Origin of the sequence: uncultured Cyclobacterium sp., assembly GCF_963976465.1 — a bacterium.
GTDB lineage: Bacteria > Bacteroidota > Bacteroidia > Cytophagales > Cyclobacteriaceae > Cyclobacterium.
Window position 1 is genome coordinate 1 of sequence record NZ_CAXBOC010000397.1, and the last position, 5,517, is coordinate 5,517.

The 5,517-nt window shown below is 34.5% G+C and carries 6 protein-coding genes; all 6 read right to left on the reverse strand.

Annotation, left to right across the window (positions count from 1 at the left end; genetic code table 11):
* Positions 1-40: 40 nt before the first annotated feature.
* A complete protein-coding gene (locus tag AAC037_RS18770) occupies positions 41-325 on the reverse strand; it encodes a rhodanese-like domain-containing protein (protein ID WP_339904742.1) in 285 nt (94 codons plus the stop codon).
* Between the two features lie 128 nt (positions 326-453).
* Complete coding sequence (locus tag AAC037_RS18775) at positions 454-708, reverse strand: hypothetical protein (protein WP_339904743.1); 255 nt, start codon at positions 706-708, stop codon at positions 454-456.
* 213 nt (positions 709-921) lie between these two features.
* Positions 922-1,590, reverse strand: a complete 669-nt coding sequence (locus AAC037_RS18780) for an SGNH/GDSL hydrolase family protein (protein WP_339904745.1) — start codon at positions 1,588-1,590, stop codon at positions 922-924.
* 152 nt (positions 1,591-1,742) lie between these two features.
* Entirely contained in the window at positions 1,743-2,741 is a 999-nt protein-coding gene (locus AAC037_RS18785) for a hypothetical protein (protein WP_339904747.1), read from the reverse strand.
* Positions 2,742-2,811: 70 nt separating this feature from the next.
* Positions 2,812-3,594 carry a type I methionyl aminopeptidase gene (map, locus tag AAC037_RS18790; RefSeq protein WP_339904749.1) on the reverse strand — a complete coding sequence of 261 codons (783 nt, stop codon included), beginning with the start codon at positions 3,592-3,594 and terminating at the stop codon, positions 2,812-2,814.
* A gap of 66 nt (positions 3,595-3,660) precedes the next feature.
* Complete coding sequence (locus tag AAC037_RS18795; protein WP_339904751.1) at positions 3,661-4,917, reverse strand: PAS domain-containing sensor histidine kinase; 1,257 nt, start codon at positions 4,915-4,917, stop codon at positions 3,661-3,663.
* Positions 4,918-5,517 lie beyond the last annotated feature (600 nt).

Consider the following 5,517-nt stretch of genomic DNA (forward strand, 5'->3'; position numbering starts at 1 on the left):
TCCTAAACCAAATATTTGTTTGATGGTATTTAACATTATTTTAAGCCGTTTGAGTTTGATAATAATTAACATCTAACCAGGACCCACCATTGTAACAATCTACTCCCTGATTTGTTAAGTATTGGGTGGCTTGTCCACTTCTTCCCCCACTTGCACAACATAATATTAAGGGTTGTTTCATTGATTTAAGTTCCTCTTTTCTGATTTCAAGCTCTTGTAAGGGGATGTTAATTGAACCCTCTGCATTGCCACCACTAAATTCAACTGGGGTTCTAACGTCTACTATTGTTCCTCTATTTTCTTTAATTAACTTTTTAAAATCCATTTTAACTCAAGTTTAAATACCTATAATTAATAACAACCTAGACTTGCGAAAAATTGCGCCCAAAGGCATAATCTCACTTGAATTTATACTAATGAACAAAATAGGTCAGAATATATTAATTTTAATACCTATCCTATCAAAACAAAATCCTGTCTCTGTTTGATATTGTAAAGGTGCAAAATCTTGACTCCTTTTTCAGGGACTTTTGTTACATAAGCAATTAAAAGCATCATGTCTAACAAATCCATACCTCCGGAAAATGCCATGGTTTGCGGAATTGTAATGGTAAGCATGAAAATATAGACAGCATTTGTCAATATAAATAGGCCTAAAACCCTTCTCCCAGATAAGTTGGTTTTGATTAAGTTTTGAAAGGTTTCCATTGGTTTTCCGGTTAGTTTGCCTGGGTATAAAAGTATTACTCCATAAGGGAAAATTCGACAATAAATAGCCAAAATAAACTCTTCCCTTCATTGAATAAATGAATAAATTTGAGCTTAAACCCAAACTATAGGCATCTACAGCATAGGTACTCCAAAATCCAAATCTATTTTACCTACTATTCACTCCAAGTCCCACAACCACATTTCCTAATGCTACTTCTTTATAAAACCCAAATGCTTACTCGCTTCATTTATCCAAATTCGCGCAATTAATTCATGGCCGGCCGGCATGGGGTGTACACCATCCCACACCCAATATTTTGCAGGGGCTTTTTGGAGAGAAGTATTAAAAGGTTCCTGTAACCCTATGTGAACACAATTATAATCTATGGCAAGCTGCCCAACCATTTTTTGCATTACTTTCATTACCTCTTCCCACTGCTTTTTTTTCTCTTTTGGCCAATCATCTACTAATAAGAAAGGTTCACACAAAAATACAACAGTGTTGGGAAGTTGCTCATTTGTTTTATTGAGTAAGTTTTTATAATTCTCCTGCCATTCTTCTATAGTATATTCATTTGCAATAATTCTTGACACATCATTCACGCCAATCAAAATGCTCAGTACATCAGGTTTTAGGTCAATGGTATCTTTTTGCCAGCGACCTAGTAGGTCTTTCACTTTATTTCCACTAATCCCTCTGTTATAAAACATTAAATTCTCTTTGGGGTAGTCAAACCACAGGCGGCTGGAGATCAGGTATGCATAACCATGTCCCATAATATGGTTCCAGTCTTCGTTTCTTGTGCGGGCACCATCAGTGATAGAGTCACCTTGGAAAAGGATGGTTAAACCTTTCTCATTAACTATTTTTTGAGTCATTTTTTTGCTGTTTCTTGCCGAAAGGACAGTGGGTAATGTTAGGCCTGCAATGCCCATTAAACTCATTTTTGAGAAAAATTTCCTTCTTGATCCCTGCATTTATTTATTCAATTAGTTAATCTATCCTTAACCCATATATTTTGAGCTAGAAATTATTTTGGGTCTTTTCCGGGCCATTCCCAGTTTTTCAAATCATCACTCCAAGCAACTCCTATAGAGGCATTTTTATCAAAATCCCCTTCTTCCTCTGTGTTTGGTCCAGAACCATGGAAAAACATCAAATACTTTCCATACATTGGATCATCCCTTAAGTCAACCACCGTTCCGGCAGTAATTCTTCCTTTGGCCCATTGCCATTGGTCTTGCCCCAACACAATCAAATCCCCCCAATCTTCCCATTCTTTTAAATTGGAAGAACGTTTGATCCCTATTCCGTTTTCAGGAGAATGAAATAACAGGTATTCATTGTCTTCAGTGAGTACGGTTACATTTTCACCGGAGGCTGTATGGCAGCAGTAAGTCCAGTTTTCTAAATCATAAGAATAAGACATGCTCACACCATTTTGCTTATAAAAGCACCACCATTTTCCTTTTTCATTCTTATCTTCCACCAGGTAGGGATCGATCATCCTTCCCATATCTGCTTGACCAACATCAGGCCCTTTTACTTTTAACAGCTCAGGTTCACTCCAATTTTTCAAATCCTTGCTTCGCATAGTATAAACCCGAGCCTCAGCTGTTCCATACATGATAGGGTCCTTTACCCCTAGCCCCGGTCTAGGATAGGTTTGAAGGCTAAGAATCCATTCGTCATTGAAACGTATCACATTTCCCGGACTGCAATAATTTAAATGCTGTCCTTTAGGCGTAATAATTTCGCCCGGGCTCCAGTGAATCAAATCCCTTGATTTGCTCATCGCTGTATAGGAATAGATTAAACCCCCTTCTGTTTTAACCAGCGTATAAAACAAATAAAAAACATTCTCATGAAACAAAATGGCAGGATCTCTATAAGCTACCGAATCGTTACCTTTAAATACAATGGGGGATTGAAGTCCTTTTAATAAGTTTTCCTGACCTTCTGATCGCTGTGCAAAAAGCAATAAAAAGAAAATTAAAGGAAGTGTTAACCTAATTTTAGAAATCATCATCTATATAATACAGGGAAAATTAAATTGGTATTGCCTTATAAGGTGATAAAGACTCAATCTCAACCGACAACTATTTTTTTTGAGAATTAAACTCCCAAAAGCTATTTTCCGCAGTAAGCACCAAAGGTTGGTCATCTGTTATAAGGATTGTATGTTCGTGTTGGGTTACATAGCCTCCCTTGTTACCTACCAATGTCCAACCATCCATTAATTCTACGGCATAGGTAGATTTGGTAGAAATAAATGTTTCAATGGCAACTGTAGTATTTTTCTTGAATCGATTTCGGTTACTTTTTACCCTATAATTAAGAATATCTTCCGGATCTTCGTGTAAACTAGCTCCTACACCATGACCTGCGAGGTTTTTAATCACCTTAAAACCTCTTTTTTTAGCTTCACTTTCAATTAAATGGCCTAAATCAGCAATTTTTACTCCACCCTTGATACTATTAATGGCCTTTTTTAAAATTGTGCTGGAAGCATTCACTAAGGGTTGGTGATTGTAAATATCTTCTCCGATAATAAAGGAGCCGCCATTATCTGCCCAAAAACCATTTAATTCTGCAGATACATCAACATTAATTAAATCCCCTTCCACTAAAATTTTATCTATTGAAGGAAGTCCATGTGCCATTTCATGGTTGATACTGATACAGGTATACCCGGGAAAATTGTAGGTTTCATAAGGAGCAGATTTGGCCCCAAAACTTTCTAAGATTTCTCCTCCATATTGATCCAACTCCTTGGCAGACATCCCCACCTTGGCATAGGCTCTCATTAGTTTGAGGGTAGTTCCTACAACCTCACTGATTTTTTTCATACCGATTAATTCGGCTTCCTTGGTTATGGACATTTTATTTTATTTTCTTTATCATTGTCAAAAATCATTTGCCTTTTGGATCTAAAATTTACCGAACCACTAATGGGCTTTTTTATATTCACTTACTAATTTAAGAGGTAATAGAACTGTAAATATACTTCCTTTTCCCACTTCACTTGAAACCTTTATTTCCCCTCCCAATTTGTTAACAAACTCATAACTAAGTGATAAACCTAAGCCTGTTCCTACCTCGTTAGCTGTACCTAGCAGTGTTTTGGTAGTATAAACATCAAATAGGTTATCTATTGTTTTCTGACACATCCCAACCCCATTATCTTCAATAGAAACCTTTGCAAAGTTCCCTTTTTGATCGGCCACTAAATTAATTTTGCCACCCGTATTTGTAAACTTTATGGCGTTTGATATCAAATTTCTAAGTATAATTTTTAAAATATTTTGATCTGTGTATATTTCACTGTCGTGTTTACATTTAAAATTCAATTTAATTTCTTTAGAGGCAGCTAGTTTGTTCTCAAGTAAGATAACTTGTTCAATGGTTGAAGATAAAGTGACCTTTTCCGACTTGATATTGAGTTCTCCGGTTTGAGATTTTGCCCAATTGAGCAAATTGTCCAACAAAACAAGGGTCTCCCTTGCAGTAGCATTAATAATGTCGATGTATTTTTCTGATTGCTTGTCTTCAAAACTATCTGATTTTTTTTGAAGCAAACTTGAAAGACCAATGATATTGTTGAATGGACTCCTTAAATCGTGCGCAATGATCGATAATAATTTATCTTTGGTAGCATTAAGTTTTCTATACTTCTTTTCATTTTCAACCAATGCATTTTCTGCGTTTTTCTTGTCAGTAATATCACGGATAGCCCCTACCAAATAGATTTTACCATTTGAATCAATAAATCGTGATTTTCTGGTTGAAATGATTTTTGTTGTATTATTAATGGTTAACGTTTCTTCATTTATATTTTCAACGCCTTCGTTAATTACTGCCTTATCAATTTTTAAAAAGCTTTCCCTTTCTTCAATAGGAACATTTTCAGCAAGGGTTTTACCAATAATTTCATTTCTGGAAAGTTGAAATAGCTTGCAAAAGGCATCATTAACCAATAGTAATCTGCTTTGGTCATCCTTCACGAAAACGGAATCGCCCATATTATTAAAAATAGAAGCGTTAGGGACTACAATTTCATCCTGGAGATTTGTAGTATCAAACAATTCAGATTGCTCATTTTCCCCATCATGAAATCCATTGGAAAGTAATTTCAGCTCCTCCTTTTGCTTTTTTAATTCACTTAGCTGAATTTCTAATTCTTGACGTGTGAATTTTTCCTTCATAGATTAAGTTCTGAATAAATGAAAGCTTCATTTAAAGTAATGTACCAAAGAGGTTTGACCTTTTTCATTTCATAAAAATTCCCCGTAGGAAAATAAGTTTTATACAAATATTACCTCTCGAAAGTAAGAACTTCTAAATTAATTAGATCCTATCTTCCTCAAAACCAGAAAAAACCAATTAAAAATTAAAGTAAACATAATTTACTTTAAAATCAATCTAAAAATTACATAAAAATAGTAACCATACATAATTTCAACCATTTGGGTATAGCGGTTAACCTTTTTATCTTCAGCTTTAAGAAAAGGGTACAAAAAATGAGGTAAATTGACCGGTAAATAAAATTTAAACTCCTAAATTCATGAGATTCAATCCAAATTTCTCAACAATTTCTCCTTCCTTTATGGAAGAAGAATGAATAATAAACAAACTTTTTCAAAAGAAGGATCATTTCCAAATCGGTTAATACAAACATTTTTAAATTTTTAATAATAACAAATTTTCTAAGTTAAATATACTAAAAATAAGGACTATAACTAAGTCTATGTCAATGCTGTCCTAAATAATTTTTGATTTATCATTTGGTCTGTATTTGGATAGCA